At 60.3% G+C, this 26,731-nt stretch carries 25 protein-coding genes, 1 pseudogene and 1 riboswitch; of the genes and pseudogenes, 9 read left to right on the top strand and 17 right to left on the bottom strand.

Annotated features, from left to right (window positions below):
- Positions 1-73: 73 nt before the first annotated feature.
- The 3 genes from VJ604_RS06770 to VJ604_RS06760 form a co-directional block, all read right to left on the bottom strand.
- Positions 74-1,588, bottom strand: coding sequence for a YncE family protein (locus tag VJ604_RS06770; RefSeq protein WP_324080938.1), 1,515 nt, complete (start codon positions 1,586-1,588; stop codon positions 74-76).
- Between the two features lie 236 nt (positions 1,589-1,824).
- The gene (locus tag VJ604_RS06765) at positions 1,825-2,334 is read right to left on the bottom strand and encodes a hypothetical protein (RefSeq protein WP_324080936.1); all 510 of its coding nucleotides are present in this window, start codon (positions 2,332-2,334) and stop codon (positions 1,825-1,827) included.
- A gap of 19 nt (positions 2,335-2,353) precedes the next feature.
- Complete coding sequence (locus VJ604_RS06760) at positions 2,354-3,700, bottom strand: diguanylate cyclase (protein ID WP_324080934.1); 1,347 nt, start codon at positions 3,698-3,700, stop codon at positions 2,354-2,356.
- A 323-nt stretch (positions 3,701-4,023) separates the two neighbouring features.
- Here VJ604_RS06760 and VJ604_RS06755 point away from each other — a divergent pair, with 323 nt between their 5' ends.
- From VJ604_RS06755 to VJ604_RS06745, 3 genes are all read left to right on the top strand, one after another.
- The gene (locus tag VJ604_RS06755) at positions 4,024-5,601 is read left to right on the top strand and encodes a hypothetical protein (protein WP_324080932.1); all 1,578 of its coding nucleotides are present in this window, start codon (positions 4,024-4,026) and stop codon (positions 5,599-5,601) included.
- A gap of 29 nt (positions 5,602-5,630) precedes the next feature.
- The gene (locus VJ604_RS06750) at positions 5,631-8,522 is read left to right on the top strand and encodes a patatin-like phospholipase family protein (RefSeq protein ID WP_324080930.1); all 2,892 of its coding nucleotides are present in this window, start codon (positions 5,631-5,633) and stop codon (positions 8,520-8,522) included.
- A gap of 536 nt (positions 8,523-9,058) precedes the next feature.
- A complete protein-coding gene (locus VJ604_RS06745) occupies positions 9,059-9,418 on the top strand; it encodes a cytochrome C (RefSeq protein WP_324080928.1) in 360 nt (119 codons plus the stop codon).
- 71 nt (positions 9,419-9,489) lie between these two features.
- On the opposite strand, the gene VJ604_RS06740 is transcribed toward VJ604_RS06745, so the two are convergent.
- From VJ604_RS06740 to VJ604_RS06700, 9 genes are all read right to left on the bottom strand, one after another.
- Positions 9,490-9,693 carry a hypothetical protein gene (locus VJ604_RS06740; RefSeq protein WP_324080926.1) on the bottom strand — a complete coding sequence of 68 codons (204 nt, stop codon included), beginning with the start codon at positions 9,691-9,693 and terminating at the stop codon, positions 9,490-9,492.
- 37 nt (positions 9,694-9,730) lie between these two features.
- Positions 9,731-10,462: a DUF429 domain-containing protein gene (locus tag VJ604_RS06735; RefSeq protein WP_324080923.1), complete on the bottom strand. Its 732-nt coding sequence runs from the start codon at positions 10,460-10,462 to the stop codon at positions 9,731-9,733.
- A 103-nt stretch (positions 10,463-10,565) separates the two neighbouring features.
- Positions 10,566-11,285 carry a M15 family metallopeptidase gene (locus VJ604_RS06730; RefSeq protein WP_324080921.1) on the bottom strand — a complete coding sequence of 240 codons (720 nt, stop codon included), beginning with the start codon at positions 11,283-11,285 and terminating at the stop codon, positions 10,566-10,568.
- Positions 11,275-12,111, bottom strand: a complete 837-nt coding sequence (locus VJ604_RS06725; RefSeq protein ID WP_324080919.1) for an SHOCT domain-containing protein — start codon at positions 12,109-12,111, stop codon at positions 11,275-11,277. The genes VJ604_RS06730 and VJ604_RS06725 overlap by 11 nt, the downstream gene beginning before the upstream one ends.
- A 115-nt stretch (positions 12,112-12,226) precedes the next feature.
- Positions 12,227-12,883 carry a methyltransferase gene (locus VJ604_RS06720; protein WP_324080917.1) on the bottom strand — a complete coding sequence of 219 codons (657 nt, stop codon included), beginning with the start codon at positions 12,881-12,883 and terminating at the stop codon, positions 12,227-12,229.
- Between the two features lie 84 nt (positions 12,884-12,967).
- On the bottom strand, positions 12,968-14,101 hold the full coding sequence (locus tag VJ604_RS06715) for a PAS domain-containing sensor histidine kinase (RefSeq protein WP_324080915.1): 1,134 nt from the start codon (positions 14,099-14,101) through the stop codon (positions 12,968-12,970).
- Between the two features lie 321 nt (positions 14,102-14,422).
- On the bottom strand, positions 14,423-15,385 hold the full coding sequence (locus VJ604_RS06710) for a hypothetical protein (RefSeq protein WP_324080913.1): 963 nt from the start codon (positions 15,383-15,385) through the stop codon (positions 14,423-14,425).
- Between the two features lie 354 nt (positions 15,386-15,739).
- Positions 15,740-16,270, bottom strand: a complete 531-nt coding sequence (locus VJ604_RS06705) for a hypothetical protein (RefSeq protein ID WP_324080911.1) — start codon at positions 16,268-16,270, stop codon at positions 15,740-15,742.
- Between the two features lie 250 nt (positions 16,271-16,520).
- Positions 16,521-17,441 (bottom strand): formylglycine-generating enzyme family protein, encoded by a 921-nt coding sequence (locus tag VJ604_RS06700; protein ID WP_324080909.1) that lies wholly within the window; start codon positions 17,439-17,441, stop codon positions 16,521-16,523.
- A 318-nt stretch (positions 17,442-17,759) separates the two neighbouring features.
- Between VJ604_RS06700 and VJ604_RS06695 the strand changes: the two genes are divergently transcribed.
- Positions 17,760-18,605, top strand: coding sequence for an alpha/beta fold hydrolase (locus VJ604_RS06695; RefSeq protein WP_324080907.1), 846 nt, complete (start codon positions 17,760-17,762; stop codon positions 18,603-18,605).
- Positions 18,606-18,860: 255 nt separating this feature from the next.
- Positions 18,861-18,986, top strand: a pseudogene (locus tag VJ604_RS19265) (VOC family protein); the annotation flags it as partial.
- 67 nt (positions 18,987-19,053) lie between these two features.
- On the opposite strand, the gene VJ604_RS06690 reads toward VJ604_RS19265, so the two are convergent.
- The 3 genes from VJ604_RS06690 to VJ604_RS06680 form a co-directional block, all read right to left on the bottom strand.
- On the bottom strand, positions 19,054-19,773 hold the full coding sequence (locus VJ604_RS06690) for a pentapeptide repeat-containing protein (RefSeq protein WP_324080905.1): 720 nt from the start codon (positions 19,771-19,773) through the stop codon (positions 19,054-19,056).
- Between the two features lie 46 nt (positions 19,774-19,819).
- Positions 19,820-20,368: a hypothetical protein gene (locus VJ604_RS06685; protein WP_324080903.1), complete on the bottom strand. Its 549-nt coding sequence runs from the start codon at positions 20,366-20,368 to the stop codon at positions 19,820-19,822.
- Positions 20,369-20,433: 65 nt separating this feature from the next.
- Complete coding sequence (locus VJ604_RS06680) at positions 20,434-20,895, bottom strand: YehS family protein (protein WP_324080902.1); 462 nt, start codon at positions 20,893-20,895, stop codon at positions 20,434-20,436.
- A gap of 216 nt (positions 20,896-21,111) precedes the next feature.
- Positions 21,112-21,187, top strand: a riboswitch (cyclic di-GMP riboswitch).
- A gap of 98 nt (positions 21,188-21,285) precedes the next feature.
- Here VJ604_RS06680 and VJ604_RS06675 point away from each other — a divergent pair.
- The 3 genes from VJ604_RS06675 to VJ604_RS06665 all read left to right on the top strand — a co-directional run bounded on the left by VJ604_RS06675 (position 21,286) and on the right by VJ604_RS06665 (position 23,800).
- A complete protein-coding gene (locus VJ604_RS06675) occupies positions 21,286-22,620 on the top strand; it encodes a M23 family metallopeptidase (RefSeq protein ID WP_324080900.1) in 1,335 nt (444 codons plus the stop codon).
- A gap of 86 nt (positions 22,621-22,706) precedes the next feature.
- Positions 22,707-23,039 carry a carboxymuconolactone decarboxylase family protein gene (locus VJ604_RS06670; RefSeq protein ID WP_324080898.1) on the top strand — a complete coding sequence of 111 codons (333 nt, stop codon included), beginning with the start codon at positions 22,707-22,709 and terminating at the stop codon, positions 23,037-23,039.
- Between the two features lie 86 nt (positions 23,040-23,125).
- Positions 23,126-23,800 (top strand): YiaD family glycine zipper/OmpA-like lipoprotein, encoded by a 675-nt coding sequence (locus tag VJ604_RS06665; RefSeq protein ID WP_324080896.1) that lies wholly within the window; start codon positions 23,126-23,128, stop codon positions 23,798-23,800.
- A gap of 164 nt (positions 23,801-23,964) precedes the next feature.
- Here the strand turns inward: VJ604_RS06665 and VJ604_RS06660 are convergent, their stop codons facing one another.
- Entirely contained in the window at positions 23,965-25,197 is a 1,233-nt protein-coding gene (locus VJ604_RS06660) for a heavy metal-binding domain-containing protein (RefSeq protein ID WP_324080894.1), read from the bottom strand.
- 345 nt (positions 25,198-25,542) lie between these two features.
- Here VJ604_RS06660 and VJ604_RS06655 point away from each other — a divergent pair, with 345 nt between their 5' ends.
- Positions 25,543-25,866, top strand: coding sequence for a BON domain-containing protein (locus VJ604_RS06655; protein WP_324080892.1), 324 nt, complete (start codon positions 25,543-25,545; stop codon positions 25,864-25,866).
- Positions 25,867-25,981: 115 nt separating this feature from the next.
- On the opposite strand, the gene VJ604_RS06650 is transcribed toward VJ604_RS06655, so the two are convergent.
- Positions 25,982-26,731: phospholipase D-like domain-containing protein (locus VJ604_RS06650; RefSeq protein WP_324080890.1), on the bottom strand; the 750-nt coding region annotated here is incomplete at its 5' end.

Raw genomic sequence — 26,731 nt, 5'->3', positions numbered from 1 at the left:
GGCATGACCGTGATGATGCCGATGTGGGACGCGCAGCAGATGAGAAGCGCAGCAGATCAAGCAATGCGCATCATCACCGACCAAAAGGGTTGAGCGACAGGACGGTCAGCGTATTGCGACTGCTGTCGACGAACCAGACGGCACCGGCGCTATCGATCAGTGAACGAGGAGAGATCACCCCGGCTATCGGTTGCCCCAGCGTCCTGCCGCTGACGGCATCCAGCGTCACGATGCTTCGCAGGTCAGGCAGGGCCACGAAGATCTCCCCGTTGTCGGAGGCTCGCACCGAAGCTGGAGCCCCCTTTACCTCGAAGCGGTTGGCAACCTTCTTCACCTGGCGATCGATCTGCACCACCGCCCTACCCCCCTCATCCGCCACCCACACCTTCTTTTTAGTCATGGAAAGTTGCACCGGGCGGGTCCCGACCTTCAGCGTGGCGCTCACCGCATTGCCGACCTTATCGATCACGGAAACAGTCCCGTCGCCCGCGTTCGCCGTCCAGATGCCGTCCTTTCCTTCCCGGACCGCGAGCGGTTCCCGGCCGACCGGAATCCTGGCGGCCACCGCGTTGGCAGCCGCGTCGATCTTGATCACCACGTTGCCCACCGCGTCCGCAACCCACAGGAAGCCGCTATCGAAGGTGATGGCCGCCGGCTTTCCCCCCACCGCTATGGTCTGCACGACCCTGGCGGTGACCGGGTCAATGCGCGTCACCGTCCCGTCACCGCCGTTGGCCACCCACAGGCTCCTATCCCCCACGCAGACAGCCACTGGTTCTTTGCCTACCGCCACCGATGAGATGGTTTTGCCCTCGGCAGGATCGAGCTGGTCCACCCTCCCTTCGTCCTTCAGGACAATCCAAACTTTCCGTTGCAAAAAGGCCAAGCTATAGGGGGATCTCCCGGTAGGGAAGGTGGTTGCTTTGAAGGTGCGGGTAACGGCGGTCGAGATGGGGGCGAAACGGAGACTTCTGAAGAAATGGTCAGCCTGCTCCTCCACGAAGGGGATTTTGGTCCCCGAAGTGGAGTAGTCCCGCGACTCCATCATCACCGCGAATTGGTTGTTCTCCGGATGCAGGCAGAAGTATCCTTTGACCGGCAACTCCTTGACGCTTCCCCCGAGGATGGCGTGGTTCTCCTTCTTGGGAATCCCTGCGTAGCGCAGACAGTCCACTCCGAGCGAGCCGTCATAACCGGCATCGGTGATCTTGGTCGTCCAGTATCCCTGGTACCGGTCGAGGTGCCTCCGCAGCGCCGCCGCCAGGGCCTGCTTGTCGTTTCTCTCCACCACCGGCTCGTCCAGCACGGAACCGCACGCCAGCACGGTGGCGGAATTCACGTAGACCGGCTTGTCGGTCACCCCTCCTAGATTTGCTCCCTCCCCCCGCACGAAGACGATGCTGTCGGGATAGTTCTCGTCGCTGGGAGCCTTGAACCAGTGCGAGCTCGACGGGGCCTGGACCGCAAAGCCGGGACGGCTCCAGTAGGTTTCGGCATCGGTCACCGCCCAGTAGGTCTTTTCGTTAACCGCACACCCGCCCAGACACAGCAACAGTGCAAGGAATCCAGAAATACGGCCACTACTCATCGATGCCCCCTCCTGTCAGCATTCCATCCGCTCAGAGCTCCGAAGATGTTCGGTACCGGCGCATGAGCAGGCGCAGATTAGAGCACCGCCCTGCTTGTTTGCAAGGAAATTTGTCGGATGTAGTCGAATGATGACCAAGAAAAGGCGGCCCCCGCGGAGACCGCCTTTTCTTTATTCGCCGTATACGCCTGAAGTGAAATGAGGAAAGCCTGCAAAAAGGATCGGTGAGGTGACCCTCAGCGGTTTTTTTCCAGTTGCAGGTCGAGGTTTTTCAGCTGGTCGATGTTTTTATTCAACCGGTTTACCTCTTTGCTCAGCGAATCGTTGGCGGCTTTCAGCTCCTGGTTGCGGTGAGCAAGGTCATCGGTCACCCGGATCAGCTCGAAAAGCGGCGCCGCCAGAGCCGTCCAGGGACTGGCCGGATATTCCTTCTTCAGGCGCCTCAACAGCTCGCGTCCCCGTTGGGAGACCGGCATCTCCGGGGTGGGCTTCAGGGCGTGCAGCGCCGATTTGAACAGCGCCTCGTCAGCTCCGCCGGATGGTAGCTTCGAGCGGTGATGTGCCTTTTCCCGGGGAGCCTCCTGGGGCTTTTCCTGGGCAGGCTTTTCCTCGCTGGCAGCTGTTTTGGCGGGGGCAGCCTGCGTGGTGGTCGCGGACGGAGCCCCTCCGCGTTGCCACCACCCGCTGATGGTGGTGCATCCGCTAAGCAGTGATGTGGCAAGCAGGAACACGATTGCTCTTCGCATGGCAGCCCCTTAGTCGGTCTCAGATGCTCCGGTCCCAGCCGCTGCCCGGCGCCCTGTCCAGCCCTTCCCTGGCATCTGCCGCAGCCCTCGCGATGTCGACGGCCGAGCCATAGGCATCGCTGCTGCAGTCAACGACGGAGATGAAAACCGTGGTGATCGGGAAGAGACGTTCGCCCCCGCAGCGGTCGCTCCGTCTGAAACCTCCCGCCTCCCGGTCCTCGGCCGCCAGGTGCCTGGTGATCTCCTGGTCGAACCCGCTCACCACGGCGTCGCATACCGCTGCCACCCGGTCGCTGTCCACCACCATCACGAAACACTCCCCGCCCGCATGACCGGCGAAGTCCGTGGCAGCCCCTTTTTCCCTCACCGCGCAATGGATCAGGACCCCCGTCTTGTCCAGCAGGGCACCTGCCTTGGCATACCCGTACTGCGCCAGGAAGGGCTGGAAATTGTCGAGCTGAACGTGGCAGACGGCAAAGGGGGTGCCCGACGCCAGCCGCTCGTTGAGGATGCGCTCGATGCCGAGGTTGCCGGGGAGCCGGGTCGTGGGGCGCGCCTCCCGGTTCGCCTGTTCCATCTCCCGCATCCGGTCGGCCATTTCCTTGAAGTCGCTGGTCAGCTCGCTGATCTCGGCTTCCGCCGGCAATTCCAGATCATGCGTGAAGTAACCCGATGCCACCAGGTGGGTTTCCCTCTGCAGCTTGCCGAGGGCGCGGATGACCCGGTATATGCAGTAGGGAGCCACCAGCACCGCCAACAGGAAGCCGGCCAGCGACATGCCGACCGCCCACTCGATGGCCGATTCCTGCTGCTCGTCGGCACGTTTCAGCAACGCTTGCAGCCGGCCCTGGCGTTCCTGGTACAAGCCGTCCACCGCGCTCATCACCCGCAACGCCAGGCCGTGCAGTTGCTCGCGGCTCTCATAGTCTCCCGCAAACAGCCGCTCCGCCCCCCTCTGATACTCGAGGTAAGGGACTTTCAGGGTGGCGAGGTCGCTCGCCAAACCCGCCTTCTCCAGCACCTGCAGGGCCGCCAGCGCTTCCTTCTCGCGCTTGCGGAACAGATCGACAAAAGTGGGGTCCCTGAAGATGGCGTATTTGCCGGCGAACCCTTCCTGCGCCAGCAGCGAGTTGCGGATCCTGACCAGCGCGGTCTCCACCGGGAGGTCGGTGTTGACGATCTGGCGGGCGGTCCTGTTGATCGAGTAGAGGTTGTAAAAGGAGTAAAGGAGGGCGGCCGTGGTGAAGACCGCCATGGCGGCATATCCGGTCCCCACCTTCAGCAGCAAGGCCGAAAAGCGGGACTTGGGTGCCGGCCTGACCCGCGCCAGCAGACGGCGACACTCTTCCTTGACCGAAGGCTCCACGTGGTCCCCTTCATCAACGTGAGTAGCGATGGAATCGCAGCAGAAACTAACATGATAAAGCAATCTGGTGAATGTGCAATTATCGGATTAATTTCGGTTTTTTTGCCCTGGAACCGTCTTTTGCGCACCCCGCAACGGGCGTTGCCCTCCCCCTCGCCAAGCGCTGCGCGGCGCTGCCTGCCCGGGAACCCACCCAAGCACGCGATATCAAACGAGCCTTTTCCCGCTTCCGCTTGAATATTAAAATAACCACATTATAGTTGCTAATCATTGGCGCGTTGGCGTGCGAGGGCGCCACCCCTGCGACTTCGGAGGAGAGACCCATGATTGCTGGAGCCCCCTTTTCGTTTCGCTCACTGTCGGCCAGCTGCCTCCGCCTTACCCTCTTCCTTCTTTGCCTCGCCGCCGGTTCCGGCTGTGCACTCGATCGGCCGCACCGCCCCTACCTGGCCCAATCCTGCCAAACCGGCCTCAGCAGAGTACCGCTCCCCGAAGCATGTACCAGCACCTGCAGGGCCGGCGCCGAGGCGGAGGACGAACCTGCCTGCCGGATCACCTGCAAAGGGGTAGCCACCGCCGAAGCGCGCTCCTTCCAGAACTTCGCGGGCGGTGGGAAGTCGATTGCCCAGGGGAATTACCTGGTAGGGTACGTGGAGTTCGACGACCAGGGATGGTTCCATGATAAGAGCCAGCGCAAGGTGATCTTCGACGCCATCGCCCGTGACCGCGAGGAGCACTTGAAGGAGAGCGGCAAGGAGCGGCAGTACCTGCTGGTCGTTTTCGCGCACGGCTGGAAGCACAACGCGGACGGGGACGACGACAACGTCCGCGAGTTCAACAAGCTGCTGGAGCGCCTCGACGTGCAGGAGCAGGTGGTGGCGGCCAAGCAAGGCAAGGACGCGCGCAAGGTGGTCGGCTTTTATCTCGCCTGGCGCGGCGCCTCGCTTACCATCCCCGGGCTCGACAACATCACCTTCTGGAACCGCAAGAACGCCGGTGAGCGGGTGGGCGACCGTTCCGCCAAGCAGCTCCTGATGGAGATCAACAACCTGAGGACCAACCTCAACGGGTGGCCCACCGGCAACAAGCTCGCCACCTCTCGACAGACCCAGCTCATCCTGATCGGGCACAGCTTCGGTGGGCTGCTCATGTACCATGCCCTGCATACCGAGCTGATGGACCGCGAGCTGCAACTGGATCGGCAAGCGGACAACAGCTATCGCTTCGATACCGCCAAAAGCTTCGGCGACTTCATCCTGCTGGTCAACCCCGCCTTCGAGGGGGCGGCCTATGAACCGCTCTTCCATGCCGCCAGCTGCCGCCCCTTCCCGTCCAACGAACGCCCCATCCTGGCCATCGTGACCTCCAAGAGCGACTGGGCGACCGGCGTCGCCTTTCCGCTGGGGAGGCTTTACACCCTGACCCAGTCGGCGCCGCACGACCAGGAGAGATCGACGGTCATGAAGACGGTCGGGCACCTGCGCCGCTACACCACGCACGACATCACCTACGATCCCGCCCATCAGCCGGTCCAGCTGGAGCAGACCTCGAAGCTCTCCATCACCACCACCGCGCGGGCCGAGGAGAACGTCCGGGAAATGCTGACCACCCCGCCGGAGCCGACCGGAAGGCTGCAACGGTGGTATGACGGGGTGAGGCTGGACCCGACCGCGGTGTACGCGGACCACCTCCCCTACCTGGTCATGTCCGCGGACAGCACGCTGATCAAGGATCATAACGACATCTGGAACGACCGTTTCATCCAGTTCGTCACCGCCTTCGTCACCAAGGAGGTGATGAGCAAGCTCCCCCCGGCGAGCAAACCGGAGCCGGAGCAAAAACCGAATCCGCTGCCGCCGGTATTCAGGTTCTGGCTCGAGGAGAGCGACCGCTGTCCTTGACGGATGCAGTGGGGCACCAGGGGTTTGCCATGGCAAAGGAATCGACAGAAGCACCCATCGGCTATCCGGAGGTTATCGCACAGGAGCTCGATCACTTGGTCGGTCCGGCTCCGCCCGAGCTGCAAGAAGCTGCCCGGCAAGCGAAGTGCTGCTCGCTTTCCGCCCTCTGCCTGTCCGGAGGCGGTATTCGGAGCGCCACCTTCAACCTGGGGATTCTGGAAGGACTGGCTGCCATCGGCCTGCTGGACAAGTTCGACTACCTATCCACCGTCTCCGGCGGAGGGTACATCGGCAGCTGGCTCAGTTCGTGGGCGCGTCGTGCCCAGGGTCCCGCTGCCTCGCGGGAGTGCGCCGCCCTGGGCACCGGCATCTCGCAGGTCGCCCGGACCCTTGACGACTCCTTTCCCGGCGGCCAGGAAATCCCGCAGGTGAGATTCCTGCGCGACTACAGCAACTACCTGTCACCTCGGCTGGGCATCCTCTCGGGTGACACCTGGACCCTTGGGGGGATCTATCTCCGCAACCTGCTGATCAACTGGCTGATGCTGGTCCCCTTCTTTTTCGCGCTGCTCGGCATCCCCCGCATCTACATCAAGATGCTCCCCGAAAGGCTCGACCAGCTCACCGACCTCTGCCTCTGGGGCGGCTTCACCCTTGGTGTGCTGGGGGTGTTCTGCAGCTGCGCCGACCTCCCCACCTTTGCCGTGCAGGTGGAGAAGGTACGCGCCTTCTGCCGGCGATCCTTTCTCCCCTGCTGCTGGCTCTCCGCCTTCCTGTTCTCGCTCTACTGGGCGGCTGCCTCCCCCCGCCACTTCGAGAGCCGGGACATCCTCCCCTTGTTCCTGGGCGGCGGCATCGGCATCTTCGGGCTGGGGTGGCTGCTGCGCGCCCCCTTCTATCTCTTCCAGGAGATGAAGACCGCCGATCGCTGCAGCAAGAAAACCGCCATCTGGCGTTTTGCACTCTCCACCCTGGCCGCCCTGCTGGCAGGTGCCTTCGGCGGCGGGATCTGTTTCTACCTCGGCACCAAGATGCTCCCGCTTATCCCTGACCCCGGGGCCGGTCACCAGGTGCCCGTCCTGTACGCCACCGTTGCCGTTCCCATCCTGATGGCGGTCTACCTGCTGGCGGGAGTGATCCATATTCTCCTCCTGAATACCTGGACCGGCGACGAGGACCGTGAATGGTGGGCGCGCTCGGGCGCCTACCTGATGATGGGAATACTCGGCTGGCTCGCCCTCTTCTCCCTGGTCATCTTCGGGCCCTGGCTGTGCAACGTCCACAACGTGCGGAACCTCCTGGCCGCCCTGGGGACCACCGGGTTCTCCGGCCTGGTAACCGCCCTCTTCGGCAAGAGCAGGGGCACCCCCTCCGCCTTGCGAGGGACCGAGCAGAAGGAGAACCCCTTTGCCAAGTTCGGACTGCACTTTGCGGCGCTCCTCTTCATCGTCCTGCTGGTCATCGTGCTCTCCTCGCTCGCCTCCATCATCACCACTCCGCCGCCGGGGAGAGTCCCCTCCCTGGTGACCAACTGCGGCCAGCTCTCACCAAGCCCCTCCGCGAAGCCCGCGCCTTCCACCGTCCGCCCTCTCCCCGCGGATGGGGCCACCGGCCCTGCCGCCACAAGCGACCCTCCCACCGACCAACGACCCGCCACCACCCAAGGCACTGCCTTTGCCAACGGTCAAGCCTCCGCCAAGGGCCCAGCCGCTGGGCCGGCCAAAGCGGTCGTCGTGAACGACCGTCACCTGGCATCTTTCTGCGGAACCTGGACGCTCCGCGACTTGTGCGGGTTGTTCCTGGGGTCGCTCGCCTTCTCTCTGCTGGTCGGCTGGCTCACCAACCCCAACCGGTTTTCCCTGCACGCCCTCTACCGGTCGCGCCTCATCCGCGCCTACCTGGGGGCGACCAGGGACCTCCGCACCGACCCCAGGAATCCTCACCCCTTCACCGGGTTCGACCCCGACGACAACCTGTCCATGGAAAACCTCCCCTCCCGCCCCCTCCAGATCCTCAACATCGCCTGGAACGTGGTGACGGGAGAATCGCTGAGGTGGCAGGAGCGGAAAGCGGTCTCCTTCACCGTCTCCAAGCTGCACTGCGGCAACGCTGATCAAGGGTATCGTCCCAGCGACCACTACGGGACGACCTGCGGGGTGGGTCCCATCTCGCTGGGAACCGCCATGGCCGTGTCCGGCGCCGCGGCCAGTCCCAACATGGGATACCACTCCTCGCCGCTGGTCACCTTCGTGATGGCCTTCTTCAACCTGCGCCTCGGCTGGTGGCTCGGCAATCCCAAAAAGGACAAGTGGAGAAAAAGCGGGCCCAGCATCGCCTTCTGGCCCCTCTTGAAGGAGACCTTCGGATTTACCGGCACGGACAGCACCTTCATCTACCTCTCCGACGGCGGGCATTTCGAGAACCTCGGTCTCTACGAGATGGTGAGAAGGCGCTGCCGGTTCATCGTGGTCGGCGACGCCTCCTGCGACGCCAGTAGAGGGTTCGAGGATTTCGGCAACGCGGTGAGAAAGATCCGGGTGGACCTGGGGGCGGAGATCGATATCGACCTGGAAGGGCTCAAGCCCAAGCCGGACGAAAAGGACGGGCTGAAAAAGAGCGCCTCCCACTTCGCCATCGGCAAGATCAGCTATGCCGCCGACCAGGCGGCAACCGCCACCGGGACGCTCCTCTATATAAAGCCGACGCTTTGCAAGGAGATCCCGGTTGACGTCTTCGACTACGCCTATCAGCACCGGGATTTCCCCCATGAACCGACCACCGATCAGTGGTTCAGCGAATCCCAGTTCGAGAGCTATCGCGAACTCGGCCTGCATACCGTGCAGCATCTGGTGGGAAGCGAAGTGCGCTTCGAGGGTGTTGCGGAGTTTTTGGCTTCCCTTGAGGAGAAGCCGACCGGCTAAGGACGACGTCACCCAAAAACCTGCCCAAAAAAGATGGTTCATCAGGAAATTCCGGGGGGACGATTGACTGTGGGTATCCTCTGCCGACGTATCAAGCTCTCACCCCCGTTCGTCCTGAGCCTGTCGAAGGACCGCTTGTGACAGTCGGGAAAGGGTACTTCGACAAGCTCAGTACGAACGGCTACCGACTCAACCTTTCCCCGAAATTCCCTGAAGAGCCCAAAAAAGAAAGCCAGCAAACGCCCGGGAAATCTCCCTGTCGCTCCGCCGTTTTAGCGCTCCTGATCCCTTCCGATAGAATTTTTTAGCGTCAAATGGCGTCGCCTATTGTTCCTGTCATTACGGCTGGTTCGACATTTTTACAAATGTAAACATTGACATACTTTTTTTTAGGAATATTATGATGACGAAATTGTAATCAGGTGATTTCCATGTGATATTCCTGATCACTTATGACCGGTCCTGCACTCACCCGTCTTCTCCCCCCTTTCGGAGCGCAGGCAGATTGGGTTAATTTCGTAAAAGGAGAGACTGGGATGAAGAAAATGCTGCTCGTGCTGGTGCTGATCGCGTGTTACTGTGCCCCTGCCATGGCGAGTGTCAAGACCGTCGGCCACGGGGACAAAATGACCATCGATCCCTCAGGATTGCCGGCGGCGCAACGGGACAACTGGAACATCATGAAGGTCAGATGCGTCAAATGCCATACCATGGAGCGGACCATCATCGCCATCAACACCGGGGTCGCCCCCGTTTCCGGCCAACCGTTCGACCGCGGCGCGGTGAAGGCCTACGGCGTCAAGATGCTCCGCAAACCTGACTCCAACATGACCAAAGCCGAGGTCAAATCCTGCGTCGAGTTGATGAACTACCTGCTGGACGCCGCACAAAAATAACAAAAAAAAGGGGGGGCAGCCCGACCGGGCTTGCCCCCCTTCCCTTCTCCTGTCCCGAGGTTCCGTGCGGACTACGTCCCCCCGTCGCCCTCCCCTTTACCCTTACCTTTGGCGCTGTTGAGCCGTTCGTAGAGTTCTATCTGCTCCGCGGTGGAAAGCTTCCTGGTGCATTTCTTTTCTCCCCGGCAGATCCTGCAGCGGTCATCGGAACACCACTGGCAAAATTTGCAGTCCGGGCAAGGATGTTTTTTCGGTTCTTCCTGGTCGCTTGCCATCGGCAGCCTCCCCCGCCCCCTCGCTCTCCTTGGAAGCCTAGTACCAGATATGCATCGGCAGGCCGAGGGAATCGAACTGCGGCGGAACGGGAAGACGTCCGGCCGCCCCGATCATGATGCGGTGGGCGGACCAAAGTGCGGCGAAGGCATCGGCAATGTCGTCGGCGGCCACCTTCTCTCCCCGGACCTGCGAGCGGACGCTGTCGAAGGCGTCCGGCCCGAAGTGCCTCGCTATCAGCTCGCGTCGTGACTGGTGCCCCTCGGGATGCCGCTTCGGGAAAGGCATGGGCCCCTCGTTCCAGGCGGCGAAGGAGACCTCGGGGTGCACCTCGACAAGCCGGTCGCGCAGGGAGGTGGACACCAGGTAGCGGTCGATCTCCCGGATCTTCGACAGGATGGCGAAGGTCTGCTGGGAGATGCGGCGACCGTCGACAGCGTAGGTGATGTCGCACCCCTCGCGCCAGGTCGCAGCCGACAAGGCCGGACGGATGGGCGCCGGAAAGACGCTGCTCCCGCGCGGCCGGATGAATTTCCGCGCCGCGAGATCCGCTTCCCTCGGACCCCGCTCCGAAAGGCCGATGGGAATGTCGATGGCGATCAGATCCCAACTTTCAGCCGCCAGTTCTTCGGTGGCAAGCACCTTGGCAACAAGATGGCGTCGCCCCGGCTCCTGCGCGATCGCCAGCCACTTGGCCCCGCAGCCGTCCACACCCGCGATGGTGGTAGGTGCCCGATGCACCCGCCCCGGATTACCGCACTTTTTACACATGATCTCCGTGACTCCTCCGGTACCCACCCTGCCGCCGATGGCTCCCGTATTGACCCTTGGTCCGACCCCGCCAACTCTCCCTCTCCCAGGCCTCCCCTCCCCATCACTGCCGGCAGAGATCCTCGAACGGCAGGTCCAGAAGGCGATAGTTACTCCAGTCGACGTCGTCATAATGCCACCACTCCGTTGCCAGCGGGTGAAAACCTGTGCTCTTCATCGCCCTTACCAGGATGGCCCTGTTCTCCAGCAGCTGGGCCGGGAGGTCGCGGAAATCCTGGGACGCACGCGTGGTGAAGTCGTCAAAAGCGGTCGGCATGGGAAGTTCCTTGCCGTCGGCAGCCACCAGGGTGACATCGACGGAAGCGCCCCTGTTGTGGCGGGAGCCCTTGCGGGGATCGGCCACGTAGCGCTCGTCCGGCACGAGAGCCCAGAAGGTCCTCTGCACGGACAGGGGCCGGTAACAGTCCCAAACCTTCAGCCCGAGGCCGAGCTTTTGCAACTCGGCCTGGGCGGCGGCGAGCTTTTTCGCGGTAGTAGCGGCGAGAAAGCACCTGTTGCAGCCGTAGACCACTTTACCGGTGAAGTTGTCGGCCGTCGCATAGCGCAGGTCGACCACCACCGAGGGAACCACCCGGGCGATGTCAACCAGATCGGCCGATACCTCTTTTTCAGCGCAACTCCCTCCCCAGGCCGCCGGGCTGAGGGAGAACAGCACGCCCAGGGCGATCGCGAGCGATCGGCAAGGCCGCAGCTTTCGGCTCAGCAGGGCCAAAGGTCCGCGTACCCCGCCCCGGCCCGCCCCGCGCTGGGTCTCACAGTTCATTCAGGATGCTCTTACGCTTGGCGCGGTACTCTTCGTCCGTTATCAGCCCCTTCGCCTTCAGGTCGTCCAGGGTCCTGAGCCGTTGCTCGATGTTGCTGGCTGCCGTCCCAGGAGTAACGCCCTGCGGAGCGCGCTGGGGGACTTCCCTGGCAGGCTCCCGAACCGCTGGCTGCTGGGGCTCCGGCGCGGCCGGCTTCTGCGTGACAGGCTCCGGCTTGGGCGCCGGCCTTTCCGCCTCTGTCCTGACAGGGAACACCAGCCAGTCCGACCGCCCCGGCAGGTGAGGTGCCTTGCCGGAACCCATCAGCACCGGACCGGGTAGCGTAGCCTCGCGGAGACGGGAGCCGGGCACGAAGGGGTCCAGGCGCCGGTCATCCCCGTGCGTCTCGGAGCGGACCCTGCCCAGGATGAGGTTCAGCCCGTTATCCTGGTAAAACACCCGCCCCGTGGTGACTACCGCCAGGGTGCCGAAGGCCTTGAAGATCGGCTTCGCTCCCAGTACCGCGAAGAGCAGGTCCTGATCCTTCCCCGCGTGCTCCAGGCCGAGGCGCAGTTGCTCGCTCAGCACCTCGAGCTCGGGATTGCCGAAGAGAGGGACCGGCTTGGGGTCGCCAGGAAGCTCGACCGCCAAGGCGGCCAGCGCGTCGCGCAGGTCGGCCCTGGAAAGAGAGACCGGGTGGCGGTTTGCCCCCCCCTGCTCCTTGCCCAGGTCATCCCGATCGGCAAGCGATACGAACTCATCGCCCGATTGCCAGATCGGAAAGGTCTTCTGAGTGGCGCACCCGGAAATCAGGGTAAAGACCGAGAGGATGAGGGCAACAAACAAAAATCTTCGGGGATGTAACGGTGCTGGCATCTTCGTTCTCCTCTCATTTCGTCATCGGACCAGGTTTCCAGCTGCCGGCCCTCTCTCTTTCCAGCTTTTCTTGGCCACCGTCAGCTCAGGTCGGCTCGGCCATCAAGAGACGGTTCTTGGGGGTGATCTCTGCGGGAATGGTCTGCGTGTAGACGCGGTAGCCGTGCGAGCGAAGCAGCGCCGCCCTGGTGACGTCCACCGCCAGGGGGCCGTCCAGCCATCCCTGCAAGCCGCCCAGGTCCGAATTTCCGACGTCGTGGCAGCAGGGAAGCACCGCCACCCGGCAGCGGGCCGCCATGGCGCGCTCCAGCACCAGGTCGGTGAGCCGGCCGCAGGCGTGGACGGATACCACGATGTCGTCGGAAAGCAGGGGGACCTGCTCGATATCTGTTTCCAGAAAAGAGACCATGCCAGTCAGCCGCGGCCAGTCGGCTTGAAGTTTCGCCGAAAGGAGCGCGGCGCTCTCCGGTATGCGCCGGTCCACCGCCAGCGCCGCTCCGATGCCCGGATCCATGAGCAGGAGTATCTGCGCCAACAGGCCGTGCCCCGAGGCGAGGTCCACCACCCTGCCGCCGCGAAAGCGCCTATGGACCCGCCGTGCGACCTCCCATGCCTCGTAAAGTTCCTTGCGCGGCAGGCAGCCTGCGCGGCAGACGGCACGGGCGATCCGGTCGAACAAGGTGTCGCCCGAAAACAGCGGCAGCAGTCGTTCGTTCAGTCTGTTGCGGGAAGATCGATCCATCAACCTGTTTGCTCCACCGGGCCCTCCTGGCTCTCTCTGGTGAACCGTGTGCCGCCCCTCCAGGGGGCCCCCGGTGCGGCTCCCTCAGAGAACTGGCTCCTGCGGCAGCGTGACGTGGAAGGTGGTCCCCTCCCCGGGGGTGCTGGTAAAGGCCACCGCCCCCTGCAGATAGGAGGTCAGCAGCCTGATGCTGTAGGTGCCGATGCCCCGCCCGCTCCCTTTGGTGGAGAAGGAGCGCTGGAAAACCTGGAGCTGGACTTCCGGGGGCATGCAGGTCTCGTTGTGCACCCAGATGTCGACGTGGTTGCCGGTGAGATGGCAGCCGAGCTGCACCGTGCCGCCGGCGTGACTTGCTTCCAGGGCGTTCAGGAGCAGGTTGTCAACGACCCGCCGCAGCAGGCGCCGGTCCGAGCGGACTGCGGCATCGACTGTCTCCGGATCCAGGATCAGGGTTTTGCCCGAGGCGGCGCTGTGATTGTGCAGGGCCTGTAGCGAACCGTGCAGGAATTCCCTGGTGGTGAGGTCCTCCCAGACTACCTGCAGGGTGGTCTGCTCGGCCTGGGACAGGAAACGGAGGGCGTTGATCTCCTCGATGGAGTGCTCGGTCATCCTGCCGAGGGTGCGGCAGAGGTCCGGGAGCTCGGTCACCTCGCTGTGGCTCAGCACATCGAGCACGCCCCGGACGCCGGTAAGGGTGTTGAGGAGGTCATGGAAACAGACATTCTCCAGTACGGCCCGCCGCTTCTGATCGGTGATGTCTGCCAGGGCAAGGAAGGAGATGGTTTCCTTTCCCACTACCAGCGGCACGGCCCAGACGCGCAGGTCCAAAGAATGGGATGCTCCGGAAAGGTCGCAGGAGATCCGGCAGTCGCTCACCATGTCCCTGCCGTTCAAGGCGGCCGCCACAGCCTGCGCCATCCCGCAGACCTGGCAGAGCGGCAGCGGCTTTTCTCCTTTTTCGCGTGCGTGGACGCAATGGAAGGTATCCCCCTCCCTCAGCCCGGAAACGTGGCCGGGGTCGGAGGGGCTCAACAGTTTCAGCACGGCCTGGTTGGCAAAGACCACCCGCCAGTCCCGGTTGATGACCATCAGCGGCATGGGCACCAGGTTGAGCAGTTTACGGATAAGCTCTGCGGATTGCAACAATTCCGGCAGCTGCCGATCAACCGGTGCCGGAATCGTGGAGTTGCCGGGGGATTCAGCTGATTGTCGAGGCATCGATCACCCTACCTGGTACATCTGCAAAATGGCCATTTCCACCCGCAACTGCTGCGGAGCCATTCAAATTGTACCAAGTTTTGCCCGGGCCCGCCCAGCGATCACCAAAACGCAGGACGCCAGCTACTAAAATGCGGGCGCGGAGGAGCGGGGCCGGTCTCTACTGTCGACAAAATTATTCAAATAGGAAGCTCGATACTTTATTGCGGGATCCAGGAACCATGACTCCGATGGACAGCTTCCCGGCACCCGCCAGAGCTACCGGGTTTCTGTTGCGTTCCCGGCCACTGTCCTGATGTTATTGGCGAGAGGAAGGGCCCGTCATTGCACCGCTCCGCTGTTCACCACTACCTGAGCAGAGATGGAGCGGTAATCCAGCCTGGAGTAGGATTGCGGTGCGTACTGGGCACCGTCGAAGTAGGCGAACCTGACGTATTTCACCGCAGAGAGATCGACGGATCTGCTGGTGGGGGTCGAGGAGAAGGTTGCCGACTGCTCAATGGCGAGTTCTCCATTGCCATCGATCAAATTGGTCCTGGAATGGTCCTGCAGGGAGAACTCCATGGGGGAGGCGCCCAGATAGTTTTTGTTGGCGTCGTACAGCCAGCACACCATGTTGTACGCATGTGGCTGCGCCGCCAGGAAGGCCGACCTCACCGCCGAAAAGCCTGTGGAGGTGATGGTGCCCCCATTGGCGGGGTCGTAGTTCAGGGTGTAGCCCGAGGCAGGGAAGCGGCCGAGAGCCGCGACGTAGAGCGATGCGTCGCCAGTCGCGGTCCAGTCCTCGCCGGTATAGAGATAGTCGTGCGTCGCGTCGGCAGAGCTTCCCGGCTCATGCAATTTCTTCTGCATCGTCGCGATCTGCCCGTTTTTCAGGTTGAGCTGGAACGTCCAGGTCCCCGCGAGCGGCATCGTGGCGGGGTTCATCCCATAATAGATATTCCCGCCGAGGTAGGGTTTACCATTACTACTGGTACCGAACTGGCTGCTGGATGCGGGAATTTGCCAGCGCCAGTGGGCTGGGGAGGATATAGTGACCGAATCGATAGCCGCCGGCGCAATCGATGGGTCGTAATAAACGTTCACCGTCAGCAGACAGGTCGCCCCGCTCGTGAAGTAATCCGGAGCAGTGTTGTTGTAAACCCAGCCGACACCCGTGACAAGAGCGTCAGCCGTTACGGTTGCCCCTGGAGTAGAGGCACTGCCCCCCCCGCCGCAGCCGGCAAGGGCAAGCAACAACACCAGCAACAAGGTCATGGCGGTTTTCAGTAGCTGGCATTTCATTTCAGTCCCTCTCCTTGAACAAATGGTTAGTGGTGAGCACTCAGGAACGGAAGGGTCAGAGCGGCCCCCGGTGCCTGCCTCTACCACCCTCCTTTAAGTGGCGGAAAACATTGCATGTGGAGCGTGGACACTACCATTAAAATTAACGCAAGTCAACAAACACACCTTAATCAGGGTCGATTCGGCGGCCATTCTTTTCTACAAATCGGCAAGCAAAAGGGCGGCCCGCTTTGGGTCGCCCTTCTTGGCGTCATTTCTGGGAGAATCTCCCGAAAACATAGTGATTTTGGCAATGTCCAGATCTGCCCCTCATGGACGCCCCCTCGCCTCGGCCAGAGGGATGTCCTTTGCCGGTTAGTGCGCCTCCGGGAGCCCGCTTGCCGCGTCTTCGCCTAACTCGGTGACCAAATTCCTGATGGCACCCATGGTGGTGGAGGTGACCGGACGGCTTACCCGGCGTGATGCGGTGTAGGTGGCAATCTGTTTCCCTTCGGCGGTCTTCAAGACGCCGTAGTAGGTCGCCATGCCACTCATGACCCAACGGATGCCGGGATCGAGGGTGGCGATCTTGGGCTCGAGGACCAGGGCACCTTTCGGGGCCGGATCGGCGGTGAACAGGACCTTATCGAAATAACCGACCTTGTTTATGTACTTGGTGAACTCCGTCTGCCACAGCACGGACAGGTCCGGCTGAGCTTCCATGAAATCCCTCACTTCGTCGGCATTGGATAGCTTGTCGGTGATGGTTTCCTTCCAGTTGATCGGCCGAACCACGAGCGTGTTGTACTGCGCGAAGGGGGTGTCTTGCTTGGCGGGATAACCCGCGCAGGCGCTGACCACAAATAACATGAGGAAAAGCAACCCGAACTGCAACCACCTTTTCATGCAAGTACCTCCGATTCTACAGTGCGCTTAACGCGCCAGAATAACCGCAACATACATCACAGGAATTGCTCCCACAAAAAAACCGGGTCCGTACAAGGGGGATACCGAACTGACCGTATCTCACCCCAGAAACAAGAATTGTGACAAGCTGAACGTGTTGAGGAGCGAAACGTTACCATGAACACTTTATGATGACTACTCTAAAGCTGCATGACGGGCAGGAAGAATAAGGACATCTCCTTGCAGCTGCTCAAGGTGAGATTGCCAAGCGAAAACCGGTGTCATAAACCCTGTACAGCGGCAGGCTCCTGAACCGGTTGGTCGCTCTCAGGTAGTAGGGCTTGGACGTCCATGAGCCACCGCGCAACACGTGCTTTTCGCCGGCGGCAGGCCCCTTGGGATTGAGACCGACCGGTTCCCGGTAGAACCCGCGCTCGTAGTAGTCGGACAACCACTGCCACACGTTGCCCGACATGTCGTAGAGGCCCAACCCATTGGGCTGGTAGCTCCCGACCGGGGAGGTGTTCCGGTAATGATCGTCCTGTCCGGCGCGCTTCCACCTGAAGTCGCAGTTGCTGTCGCAGAAATTGGCGTGCCGGCCAAGCTCCTCATCCTCTGAAAAGCCCGCATACCGTTCCTGTTTCCCCCCGGTTCGTGCAGCGTATTCCCACTCGGCCTCGGTCGGCAGGCGGTAGTGCCGGCCACTCGACTTTTCCAGCCAGGCGATGAACGCGGTCGCGTCGTTCCACGACACGCAGACCACGGGATGTCGGTCATCCTGCTCGAAGCCGGGATTCATCCAGGTCCTCTTGGCATCGTACAACCAGCTCTCCCCTCCCCAGAAGGCGCAGCCCCCCCCTTTCTCCGCTTCGGTCAGGTAGCCGGTCGAGCGCACGAATCGGCGGAACTCCCCCACCGTCACGTCATGTTGTGCCAGGGCGAAATCCTGCACGCAGACCTCGTGAGCCGGCTTTTCGTCGCGGGCCCCCTCACCAAAGGTATCCCCCATCTGATAGCAGCCCCCCTTGATCCCTACGAAGCGCATCCCGGTGGTCGGATCCGTGATGACGGCAGCAGGAGCCCCCGCGCCGGTCACAGCAGGCGACACCGTCGCCGCAGCCCCCGTTGCCGCGGCCGCCTCCGCAACCGTCATCCCATTCCCGGCTGCCAAGAGTGTCGTAAAAAAGAGGATTACTGCCCAAGGCATCTGTCGCTCCGGCTCCTGATCATTGCGCCAAAATTTCATGGCCGCGCCCCCACTCCGGACAAAAAGAATGTAGGATATTGTGATAGTCCCCAAACTTTTCCCGTAGTCGTTCCCCGTGCAGTTGCACCACCACCTGCCAGTTCGTAAAGAAAGGGAGGTACCATGCGGCCTCTACTGTTGACGGCAGTTCTTGTTGCTATTTTGTCGTTGATGGCGGGAAAAGTCCACAGCGGTCAAAAGGAGACGAACAACGCAGCGACCAAGAAAGTAGAGGAGGCGACCATGTCACGGGAAAAAACCTTCGATACCGGAAAGGTGAAGATACGCTATCTCGACTACGGTTCTCCATCCGCCGAACCGCTGGTCATGCTGCACGGCGGCGCCTGGTGCTGGCAGGAGTATCTCACGCTCATCCCGAGCCTCGCCCAGAGATGGCACGTCTACGCCCTCGACTCGCGCGGAAACGGCGCATCGGGGTGGACTCCCGGTCACTACCGTCTGGAAGAGCTTACCGAAGACGTGGTGACGTTTGTTGGGCGATTGGACCAGCCGGCGGTCCTGGCAGGGCACTCCATTGGCGGCGCAGTTGCGCTGATGACCGCCGCACGGATCCCGGAAAAAGTGAAAGCCGTCATCGTCGAGGATGCGCCCCTGACACTCGAGATCTACAAGGGATTCATCGATGCGAACCGGGGGATGTTCGCTCTCTGGCTGGAACTGAAGCGGTCGGCGCGCTCGGAACAGGAGCTGTCACTGGCATTGGCGGAGAGGTATGGCACCTATCCCGGGGTGACCAGCCAGTGGTTACTGTTCTTCGCCCGCTGCCTATGGCAGCTCGACCCTACCTACTTCGACAACCTGCTGAACGATTTTGACGGCTTCAGCAAAGGATACGACTATAAACAGATGCTGGCGCGGATCAAGTGTCCCGTCCTGTTCATCCGGGGCGAGACAAAGCTGGGCGCGGTGATGACTGACGAGGAGGTTTCCCTGCTGCAACGAAATTACAGTACTGCAAGCATCGCCCGGATCGAAAACCTCGGCCATCTCCTGCACCTGCAGGACCAGGGTCAAGCCCCGGTGCTGGCCGAGATGAAGAGATTCCTCGAGCGGATTCCCAAGCGGTAGAAATTGCCAGAGGCAAGCTTCGCTAAGCTTTTCGGGTTCGAAATCATCACGCTTCTTCCCTCACTTCGTTTATCTCTGCGATCGCTCCACTAGACTCTCGCCTGCGGCGGAGGACCACAATATTCCGCCCTGAACCTGCCGGGACGGTTTGTTTCGTACTGTTCCTGGATGTGAGCAATCAGCCCCACGAGCCTGCCGAGGCAGCACAGTCGCAAGATGCTGGCGCGGTGAACCGGTGCCGGGCTTTGGAGGCATCTTGAATCATGTGGAGTCACCATCGAAGAAGGGCCTGTGCAGCGGACGGGAGCGATGGGTGCCATCAACTCGATCTACTTCCGAGATCCGGACGGAAACCTTATCGAAGTTTCCAACTACAGGTAAGAGTGAGGTTGAGGTCCCCTCTCCCGAGGGTAAAAGGAGTCCGCCTCCCTACCCTCTCTCCGTCCAGTTATCGTTGTGCGCACTTCGTATGGGCGTCAATTTTGGCGCCCCCCTCCTGCAACTCTTTGCAGGTTACCGCAACATCCATGGTGGCTAGCCTGGTCCCGTCATAGACTTCTGCTCTTCGATAGACAGCACTTGTCAGATCGGCACTACTAAAATCGGCTTCAGATAGAATGGCGCCGGCCAAATTTGCGCCCACCAAAACGGCCCCTTTAAACTTTGCTCCCTTCAGACTAGTCCCTCCGAAGTCGGCATAGGACAGGTTGGCGAAGGAAAAGTCCGTATTGGTGAGAGTAGCGGCGGTGAATCGAGTTCTTTCCAGCCGCGCTCCGGTGAAGTTGCCATCCGTGAGATCAGCCTTAGTGAAATCCCCCTTGCTCATGGTGGCCTTTGACATATTTGCTTTGACCATATTCGCAGAGCCGAACTTCGCATGGTGTATATAGGCATCCTTGCAGTCGGCGCCACTCAAGTTAGTGCCCTCGAAAATTGCTTCATCGAGGTCGCATTTGCTTAAGATTGCCTGCTCCAGGTCTGCTCCGGTGAAATTCGATCGATCTATGTCCATCTTGCTGAAGTTCATCCCTTTCAGGCCAGCACCCGCAAAATCACACTCACTGCATTCACCCAATGCTTTCAGCTTTTCGAGTGCTAACGGGTCGAACCCATAGCAATTACTTGTCAGGCCGACTGCTACAAGGCTGACCATAGCTATTCGTTTCATCACAACTCCTTCGTGGTTGATTTGGAAGGCTCACGGTGGGGGCGACCTATTTTTTCAGGTACAGGTAGGCGTTAACGTCAGCTGACTTGTTGGATGTATCGTAGAGAAAGATCCTGTATCGTGCGAAGCCGATCCTTTGATCGGTCAACTGGCAACTGAAATACTCCGAGTCGCCGCTCTTGATGGCGCAGGCGGCTTCAATAGGAAACTCGATGCGCTTCACGTCCTTGAACGCTCTGAGGATGGGCTCCTCATCGGGAATAAGCATTATTCCGATAGCTCCTGGTAAGAAGGTGGTGCTTTTGATCTCACCTTGCAGGTACAGCGAAACCGAGCTGTACCCTTCCGTTTCCAGCTTGCCTGCATGCAACAACTCACCAAGCTCGTCCCGTCTGGAGGGGGTCAGCAAAATCCCCTGTATCTTGACGGATTTCGCTGCTCCATCAATGGAAACAGTACCCTTCACCTGCTGGGTTTCAGGGAAGTTGCTGACTCTTACCTCTGGAGGATCCCCGTAAGCTGTCGTCGTTAACAAGATGTTGAAGAAACAGACGACGCAGAAAAAAGGAAATCTTTTGGCCGACTCCAAGAACATGAAACACTCCTTCAAGAGGATCTTAGCGTGTGGGAGGCCGGGGGAGGCAGCGTAATGCTTCAGTTTCAGGACTTTAGAGTCAGGCCGCGGATGAAATTACGAAGGAACTGGTCACCGCACTGCTTGTAATTCTTCTGTCCCTTGGCGCGAAACATGGCGGACAACTCCGATTTGGAGATATGCACTCCCGACTTTGCCATCACCGCTAGCATCGCCTCCTCGTTCAGCTCAAGCGCTATTCTCAGCTTCCTCAGGATCACGTTGTTATTCAAGGCGGCAGCCACCTTCGGAGCGGCATCCGGTCTGGGCTCCTGCGCCCCCCGCCGGGAGATGATGAGGCCGTCCAGGAAGGCTCCCATCGCCAGGTCATCGCACAGCACGAAGCCCTGCTCATCCTCTTTTTTCAACAACTTCAGCACCTCTACCGGTGATATTTCATGCCCACCGAGGGCGCATAACTCTGCGATGGTCTCGCCGTTGAGGTTCAGCGCGTAACGGAGCCTGCGCAACAGATCGTTATTTGTCATGATCATCCTTTTACTTCTGCTTCAAAGCCGGCGCAATCCGGGATACGGCGCCCCTTGCCTTTCTGGCCAGAACTTCGCGACAGATTAGAGCAGAGCTATTATTATTTTGCAAGGTGAATATCCTGAAATATTGTCGGGAACAGGGAAGCAAAAAGGTTTGACTTCTCCTCACCCTTTGGGTAAGTTGCTGATGCAGCTAACACAAAATTCAATTACCGACGATAATACTCAACCACCCGTGAGGGTGGGGCGGAAAGCCTACGGGTCTCTAGCAGATAGCCGGGTTGCCGAATCGAATGCGATGCGGCACCCGGCTTTTTTTCGTTTCACCCCACACGACGATACCCATCAAACCTCAACTCAAATAGATCAGCAGGAGAGTACTGCCGCATGAAAATCATCACCATCTTGGCGACTGCCGGGCTAATCGCTCTACTCGGTTTCGGCACCTTCTACTTTCGTGACAATTCCGGTCCAACGGTAAAGCTTTCCCGCGGTCCCGGTGCTATCTCCGCAAGAGCGGACCTCGGGCTCGATTTGCAGGATTCCGGGACCGGCCTTAAACAGTTGACCGTGCAGGCCATCCAGGGGGCTAAGACCATTGAGCTTGTGGCAAAACAGTACCCCAAAGGGAGTCATCAGACGCACGAATCGATCAAGCTTGCCGCACCGGGAGGACTCCAGGAGGGACCTTTCAAGCTGCGTATCTCGGCCCGTGATCGCGCTCCGCGTGATTTCGGACGGGGCAACAATACCGAGATGTCCCTCGATTTCATCTTCCAAAACAGACCGCCACAGGTGGCTATCCTGAGCACCGCTCACAACGTCTCCCGCGGAGGTGCCGGCCTGGTCGTCTATACCTGCAACGTGGAACCGGAGAAGAACGGGGTTGTTATCGGTGACCGCTTTTACCCCGGGTTCCGGCAATCCGGCGACGTCTATGCCTGCCTGTTCCCTTTCCCCTATGACATGCCTGAAAACACCTTCGTCCCCAAAGTGCTGGTGGTCGACCGCGCAGGGAACGATAAACTGACCGGCATCTATTACCACACTATTGCCAAAGCCTTCCCGAGCGACCGCATCGGGTTGAACGACGCCTATCTGCAGAAGGTGTTTGACGGCTTTAAAAACCGCTACCCGGCCGCCAAGACGCCGCTCGAGGTATTCCTGATGGCCAACCGCGAGCTTCGCGACCACGACGTGAAATCTCTGCTGGAAACAGCCAGGAAGAGCGCCCCACTCCCCCTCTGGGAAGGCGGTTTCCTTCGCCAGCCTAACTCGGCGCCCCGCGGTAGTTTCGCCCAGCTACGCAGCTATGTCTATCAGGGTAAAGAGGTGGATCGGCAGACACACCTGGGGATTGACCTTGCCTCGCTGGCACATGCCCCGGTGCTGGCTGCCAACAACGGCAAAGTGGTGTACGCCGACGATCTCGGCATCTACGGGCAGTGCGTCATCGTCGATCATGGGCTGGGACTGCAGACCCTCTATGGGCATCTGAGCCGGATCGGCGTGAAAGTGGGCGACGAGGTCAAAAAGGGGCAGTCGGTTGGCAACTCCGGGGACACCGGCATGGCCGGCGGAGACCATCTCCATTTCGGAGTCGTGGTTGGCGGTGAGCAGGTGAACCCCATCGAATGGTGGGACACTGCCTGGCTTAGAAATAACATCACGGGCAAGTTCCAATTGATCCATCAGGCAGCTCGGCCTGCCCAGCATTCCTAGCACAGACAGAGAAAGGTCCTACATTGACATGCAGCAACCGTAGTCTAGACTCCTCAACAGCACCATTAACGGAGAGGAGGTTGTCAATGTCGGAACATTACCATGATGAAAACGATCTCAAGCTACTCAAGGAGATGTCAGAGCTCGCACCGGAAGAATTCAAGGCGTGGCTAAACCTCGACCGGATCACCGGACGTGAGGACGGAAAAATTCCGCGCAAATATCGAGAGCTGATCGCCCTTGCCGTCGCCCACACCACTCAGTGCGTCTACTGCATCGAGGTTCACACCAAAAATGCGAAACGTGCAGGGGCAAGCAAGGAAGAAGTTGCCGAAGTGGTGTTCCTCGCGGCCGCACTCCGCGCCGGCGGCGCCGCCGCTCACGGCACCCTCGCGATGAAGTTTTACGATAAGGCCTAAGCTGGAGGTAACAAGACACCTACTTTAACTTCTTAACAATGTCCCCGAGGGGTACTCTATTTATTGCAGGAGAAAAGGAGGAGGAGATGAAATCCAAATGGGTCGTGAGGGTCGTCATGGGTTCTTTGGTAGCTGCCGCACTGGTGAGCGGCTGTGCAACAAACCCGGACGGCAGCTATGAATACAAGAGAACTGCCATCGGCGGGGCGGGAGGGGCCGCACTTGGTGCCGGTGTCGGAGCGATCTTCGGCGGGGGGAAAGGAGCTGCGATCGGCGGCCTGACCGGCGCAGTGGTCGGCGGCGGCATCGGCAACTACATGGACCGCCAGGCAGCAGCCTTAAAGAAGAATATGCCTGAAGCGGAAGTGGTGCGTGACGGTGACAAGGTCTATGTCGCGTTACCGTCCGGTATCCTCTTCGATGTCGGCAAGGATGAACTGAAGCCGGCTGCGAAAGAATCACTGGCCAAGGCGGCAACTACCCTGAAGAACTCCGAGACCAACATCATCATCGAAGGTCACACCGACTCCTCGGGCTCCGATGCTATCAACCAGCCACTAAGCCAAAGACGGGCTGACCATGTTCGCAACTTTCTTGCCGCCAATGGGGTCCCCAACAGCCGGATGACGGCAATCGGGTATGGATCAAGCCGCCCCGCGGTCCCCAACGATACTCCCGAAAACCGCGCACTGAACCGTCGCGTACAGATGGAAATCAGCCCCAACGCAAAAGCCAAGGCACAAAACAGCGGCAACAACTAGCCGCACCAGGTGTTGTCACCGTCCACTTCTGTCCCGCGTTCAAAAGTCAGCAACCAAAAGGGCTTGCGGCAATTCGCCGCAAGCCTTCTTTGTTCTTCTGGCGCCAAAGGTGAGCTATGGGCGACACAAAGGCACAATGGGGGACGGGAACGCCCAGGGCTCCACTAGTGATGACGCAGCAGCGGGATGATGAAATTCATGGCAAAAAAGGCGAACATCATGATGGCGACGACGATGGCTACCGGGCCGCCTTGCGTGGCGGCTGCCGACGCCTTTCGGCTGTCGGCCAGGTCCATGTTCCTGCCTCTCTGCGGCGGCACTTCAAAGAAAGTATCCTTGTCGCGAATGATCGCCTGCGGGATCAGCGTCGACGAACGGGTCGTCACCCCCTCCATCTTCTTCACGGCGGTGCCGATGGCAAGGAACTCGATCAGCCCGCCGCCAAGCTCGTAGACATGGATCTTCACTCCGACCACCTGGTCCGCTCCACAGCGGTTCGCATCCTGCTGGATACGGTCGAGCGCCTTCTCGCGTGCCTCGTAGAGCAGGCTCGTCAGCGTGTCCACCTCTCCGCGCACCATCGACTTGAAGGCGGACTTGATGCCGCCGACCAGCCCGAGCGAGTAGACGGAAACTCCCATCACCAGCCTGATCGGCAGGTAGCCGATGTTGATCATGTTCCACATCTCCTCGTTGGTCATGTCGCTGGTCACCGGAGACTGGGCGTACTGCGCGAGGGCGGGATGGTTGGAGGCGGTGCCGAGCAGGAGCATCTCCTGGGCGCCCATGAAGGGGGTGATGGTGGTGTTGATGCCTACGACCGCGTTGGCACGGCACTGGCGCGCTTCGCGGGTGATCCGCTCCAGCGCGAGATGACGTGTCTTGTCGAAGATCTCGGAATATTCCTTCACCTCGCCGCGGGCGAGGCTGCGAATAAAGCCGCCGATGTTGCCGCCGACGCCGATCGAATAGGCGACGTTGCCGAGGACGTAGTGAACCGGTCTGAATCCGGCGTCCACCTGGCAGAAGAGCTCCTGCGCGTCGGCCGAGGTGGAGAAGGCGATCTTGTCCTCGACCTTCGAGTTCCGGTGAATGAGCGAGCCGATCGAGAGGAACTCGATGTTGCTGCCGTGGTTGACGAGTTCGGTGGTGACGCCGGAGACGCCGAAACCGCCGCTGGCTTCCGCCTCCTCCAGCATCCGTTTGATCGCGTTGACCCTGCCGTCGTGGATCAACTGGGTGACCTCCGGGATCTCACCGCCGACGAGAATGTTGAGCCCCGCAGTCAGACTTCCCTTGATGCCGAGCGCGTAGACACTGTTGCCGACGCAGATGTTACCCGGCGTCAGCCCCATCTTCTGCAGGCAGAAGATCTCGTTCCCCGACAGCCCCGTCACCCCTTGGTGAGTTTTCGTCCCGTATCCGGTCATTTTCGCAGTTGCAGCACTCACAATCGCCCCCCATTTTCACTCACGCCAAGCTACCTGACTCCTTAAAGCCAGTCAACTTAATCTCGCTCGCAGTCAGACCTCCACAGTCCGCGGTAGCCGTGTGGCAGCCCTCCCAACCCCTTGATCTGAATCGGCGATACCATAACGTACCAACGTCCCCGGCTGCGCTCCCTGGTGAGAGCTGCCTGGGCCCTAGCTCCGACGCGGTTGATCTGTGAATTGGGGGTTGATAAAATGGGGACGGAAGTAAAGGAGGACCAACCTTCTCATTAGCAGCCAAAGGAGAAGATTATGAAAAAACTGCAACGGCTTCTCACGATTTTTCTCTGCTTCGGGCTGATTACCACTTCAGCAGGACTCCTGGGATGCTCAACCACCGCCTCCCACGAAAGCACAGGTCAGTATGTCGATGACTCCGTGATCACCAGCAAGGTGAAGGCAGCCATAATCAACGATATGGCACTCAAAGGTTTCCAGATTAACGTCAAAACCTATCAAGGGGTAGTCCAACTCAGCGGCTTTGTAGATACTCCAGACAATATCAGAAGAGCTGGAGAACTCGCCCGTAACGTAAAGGGCGTGACCGATGTGAAGAACGACCTCACCTTGAAATAGCCACCTCCCAACGAGACGCCCCACCATGGTCGTGCGGCGTCTCGCTTCCCTCTTCCCCAAATATCAAAATATCAAGAACGTCCCCTCAGCCGTCCGAGGCGGCGCCTATCTGTCCCTATGCCCAATAATTAATTTCGAGGGCCTTCGTCTTCAGCTCTTCGGCCAGCCACTTGTCGTCGTCATCCAGGTAGCTCCATGGGCTTTTTCCCTGCGCCCGCATGTCGCGAATGTAGGAGCGGTACCGGTAGTGCTGATAAACGGACATGACGTGCGCGCCGTACGCAATCGCGAGCTTCTTGTGCCCCTGTATGATGACCAGGTTTTCGTCGTTGTTCTCGCTCGCAGGAGCGGAGAAGTTGTGACTTCCGGTGACCACGGTCGGATCGTCGCTAAGCGGATCAATCACCAGTACCTTTGAATGAACGATGGCGTGCCCGATCTGCGCCAGGAAGTCTTTTCGCGTAACTTCCGCTATCCACGGTCCGAGGCCATCGTTGCCCTGGGGCTGCACCACCGAGTACCGGTCCGGTTTGAACTTGCGGTCGCTGCTCACCACGCTGACGTCGAGAAAGTTCTTGTCGGAATCGGCAGCGGTCGATCCAAGCGTGCTGACCACGCCGCGAACGTACATTCCTTCTTCTGCGGCACGTTGGCCAGCCAACAGGTGGAGCCCTTCTTTCCCGGGGGTAAACATCAGGAAGAGGATCGACTTCTTCGCGCCGTTGATAACATCTCGCAGGGCTTTCATGTCGGCCTTGTTGGAAGTGCGGGTGAACCAGAGGTGGACATTCGCGGAGCCGATAACGAAGCTGCTTGGTTGGTCATTCGAGGCGACCAGGGGTTCCGTAAAATCGGCGGGGGTCGT

This window comes from Geomonas sp., assembly GCF_035254065.1.
Classification (GTDB): domain Bacteria; phylum Desulfobacterota; class Desulfuromonadia; order Geobacterales; family Geobacteraceae; genus Geomonas.
This window is presented reverse-complemented; position numbering and strand designations above follow the sequence as displayed.

Bases quoted from the DNA above. Each gene is read 5' to 3' on its own strand.
- VJ604_RS06770 (WP_324080938.1), bottom strand. From the start codon at position 1,588: ATGAGTAGTGGCCGTATTTCTGGATTCCTTGCACTGTTGCTGTGTCTG.
- VJ604_RS06765 (WP_324080936.1), bottom strand. From the start codon at position 2,334: ATGCGAAGAGCAATCGTGTTCCTGCTTGCCACATCACTGCTTAGCGGA.
- VJ604_RS06755 (WP_324080932.1), top strand. From the start codon at position 4,024: ATGATTGCTGGAGCCCCCTTTTCGTTTCGCTCACTGTCGGCCAGCTGC.
- VJ604_RS06750 (WP_324080930.1), top strand. From the start codon at position 5,631: ATGGCAAAGGAATCGACAGAAGCACCCATCGGCTATCCGGAGGTTATC.
- VJ604_RS06745 (WP_324080928.1), top strand. From the start codon at position 9,059: ATGAAGAAAATGCTGCTCGTGCTGGTGCTGATCGCGTGTTACTGTGCC.
- VJ604_RS06740 (WP_324080926.1), bottom strand. From the start codon at position 9,693: ATGGCAAGCGACCAGGAAGAACCGAAAAAACATCCTTGCCCGGACTGC.
- VJ604_RS06735 (WP_324080923.1), bottom strand. From the start codon at position 10,462: ATGTGTAAAAAGTGCGGTAATCCGGGGCGGGTGCATCGGGCACCTACC.
- VJ604_RS06730 (WP_324080921.1), bottom strand. From the start codon at position 11,285: ATGAACTGTGAGACCCAGCGCGGGGCGGGCCGGGGCGGGGTACGCGGA.
- VJ604_RS06720 (WP_324080917.1), bottom strand. From the start codon at position 12,883: ATGGATCGATCTTCCCGCAACAGACTGAACGAACGACTGCTGCCGCTG.
- VJ604_RS06715 (WP_324080915.1), bottom strand. From the start codon at position 14,101: ATGCCTCGACAATCAGCTGAATCCCCCGGCAACTCCACGATTCCGGCA.
- VJ604_RS06710 (WP_324080913.1), bottom strand. From the start codon at position 15,385: ATGAAATGCCAGCTACTGAAAACCGCCATGACCTTGTTGCTGGTGTTG.
- VJ604_RS06705 (WP_324080911.1), bottom strand. From the start codon at position 16,270: ATGAAAAGGTGGTTGCAGTTCGGGTTGCTTTTCCTCATGTTATTTGTG.
- VJ604_RS06695 (WP_324080907.1), top strand. From the start codon at position 17,760: ATGTCACGGGAAAAAACCTTCGATACCGGAAAGGTGAAGATACGCTAT.
- VJ604_RS06690 (WP_324080905.1), bottom strand. From the start codon at position 19,773: ATGAAACGAATAGCTATGGTCAGCCTTGTAGCAGTCGGCCTGACAAGT.
- VJ604_RS06685 (WP_324080903.1), bottom strand. From the start codon at position 20,368: ATGTTCTTGGAGTCGGCCAAAAGATTTCCTTTTTTCTGCGTCGTCTGT.
- VJ604_RS06680 (WP_324080902.1), bottom strand. From the start codon at position 20,895: ATGACAAATAACGATCTGTTGCGCAGGCTCCGTTACGCGCTGAACCTC.
- VJ604_RS06675 (WP_324080900.1), top strand. From the start codon at position 21,286: ATGAAAATCATCACCATCTTGGCGACTGCCGGGCTAATCGCTCTACTC.
- VJ604_RS06670 (WP_324080898.1), top strand. From the start codon at position 22,707: ATGTCGGAACATTACCATGATGAAAACGATCTCAAGCTACTCAAGGAG.
- VJ604_RS06665 (WP_324080896.1), top strand. From the start codon at position 23,126: ATGAAATCCAAATGGGTCGTGAGGGTCGTCATGGGTTCTTTGGTAGCT.
- VJ604_RS06655 (WP_324080892.1), top strand. From the start codon at position 25,543: ATGAAAAAACTGCAACGGCTTCTCACGATTTTTCTCTGCTTCGGGCTG.